Genomic DNA, 1,905 nt, shown 5'->3' with positions numbered 1-1,905 from the left:
GTGCCGAACAGCACCGGCGCGCCCGGCCGGATCAGCTGCGTGAACGACGCGCCGGCCAGCACTTCGGCCAGAACCTGGGTCAGCGTGCCGGCGACCGTCACCGGGCTCATTGCGCCGGCGAGAATGAACGGCGTGACGATGCAGGCCTGGTTGTGACGCGAATAGACTTTCAGCGCACCCAGCATGGTCTCGTCGAACACCATCGGCGAATTGGCGTTGATCAGGCTGGTTAGCACCGTGTTGTTTTCGACGAAATCGTCGCCGAACACGATCTTGGCCATCGCCACCGTGTCTTCGGCGCGCTCGGGCGCGGTGACCGAGCCCATGAACGGCTTGTCCGAATATTTGATGTGGCTGTAGACCATGTCGAGATGGCGTTTATTGACCGGCACGTCGACCGGCTCGCACACCGTGCCGCCCGAATGGTGTATCGACGGCGCCATATAGGCGAGCTTCACGAAATTCCGGAAGTCCTCGATCGTCGCATAACGCCTGACGCCATTGAGGTCGCGCACGAAGGGCGGGCCGTAGACCGGCGCGAAGACGGTGGCGTTGCCGCCGATCTGCACCGAACGTTCGGCATTGCGCGCATGCTGGGTATAGACGGACGGCGCGGATTTCAAAAGTGAGCGGCAGAGGCCCTTCGGGAAATGCACGCGCTCGCCTTTGACGTCGGCGCCGGCCTCTTTCCACAGCTGCAGCGCCTCCGCGTCGTCGCGAAAGATGATGCCGATCTCCTCGAGCACCGTGTCGGTGTTCTTCTCGATCAGCGCCAGCCCTTCCTCGTCCAGCACCTCATAGACGTTGATCCTGCGCTTGATGTAGGTGAGCTGGGTGCCGGGGCCGCCACCCGAGCGCGCTGCCCGGCGGGCAGCGGCACCACCGCTGGCGGCGCGTCCGCGCCGCGCGTTTGACGCTTCCTGGTCGACCGGCGCGTTCTCACTCATGATCGTTCTTCCCTGACTTTTGTTCTGGCCTGATTATTACGGCCGCATATCGCGGCTTCTGGCCGGATCGTAGCCATGCACCCTATTCGAAACGGCCCGCCAGCGCCAACGCCTGTCGCAAAATCGACAAGAATTCCAATAGATTTGCAGTCGCTTTCCTTTTGCGGGAAGTCGCAAATCAGCTATGGACGCAAGCCTGTAGCGGGTTAGGTATTGACGTGATATTGGGGCCCCGCAACTGTATCCGTGCGGCAAGGAGCTGGATTAAAAATGGCCGACGACGAGATCATCCTTTCCGAGCTTTCCGACGACGAGCTCGTGCAGCAGATGCACGACGACCTTTATGACGGGCTGAAGGAAGAGATCGAGGAAGGCACCAACATCCTTCTCGAGCGCGGCTGGGCGCCCTACAAGGTGCTGACCGAGGCACTGGTCGAAGGCATGCGCATCGTCGGCGAGGATTTTCGCGACGGCATCCTGTTCGTGCCGGAAGTGCTGTTGTCCGCCAACGCGATGAAGGCGGGAATGGCCATCCTGCGTCCGCTGCTTGCCGCCACCGGCGCGCCGAAGCAGGGCAAGATGGTGATCGGCACCGTCAAGGGCGACATCCACGACATCGGCAAGAACCTCGTCGGCATGATGATGGAAGGCGCCGGCTTCGACGTCATCGACCTCGGCATCAACAATGCGGTGGAAAAATATCTCGACGCCATCGAACAGCACCAGCCTGACATCGTCGGCATGTCGGCGCTGCTGACGACGACCATGCCCTATATGAAGGTCGTCATCGATACAATGAAGGAAAAGGGCATCCGCGACGACTATGTCGTGCTGGTCGGCGGTGCGCCGCTCAACGAGGAATTCGGCAAAGCCGTCGGCGCCGACGCCTATTGCCGCGACGCGGCCGTGGCGGTCGAGACCGCCAAGGACTTCATGAAGCGCAAGCACAACGTCCGCG

General features: G+C 61.7%; 2 protein-coding genes. One reads left to right on the top strand and one right to left on the bottom strand.

Annotation, left to right across the window (positions count from 1 at the left end):
* Positions 1–947 (bottom strand): trimethylamine methyltransferase family protein (locus tag EOA85_RS34110; protein WP_206523449.1); only part of this gene is annotated, 947 nt, incomplete at its 3' end.
* Positions 948–1,217: 270 nt separating this feature from the next.
* Between EOA85_RS34110 and EOA85_RS34105 the strand changes: the two genes are divergently transcribed.
* The coding region (locus tag EOA85_RS34105; RefSeq protein WP_127212623.1) for a B12-binding domain-containing protein at positions 1,218–1,905 on the top strand (688 nt) is incomplete at its 3' end.

Origin of the sequence: Mesorhizobium sp. M5C.F.Ca.IN.020.29.1.1, from assembly GCF_003997375.1 — a bacterium.
Classification (GTDB): Bacteria; Pseudomonadota; Alphaproteobacteria; order Rhizobiales; family Rhizobiaceae; genus Mesorhizobium; species Mesorhizobium wenxiniae.
The sequence above is the reverse complement of the archived record's forward strand: the minus strand, read 5'-3'. Positions and strand labels throughout refer to the sequence as shown.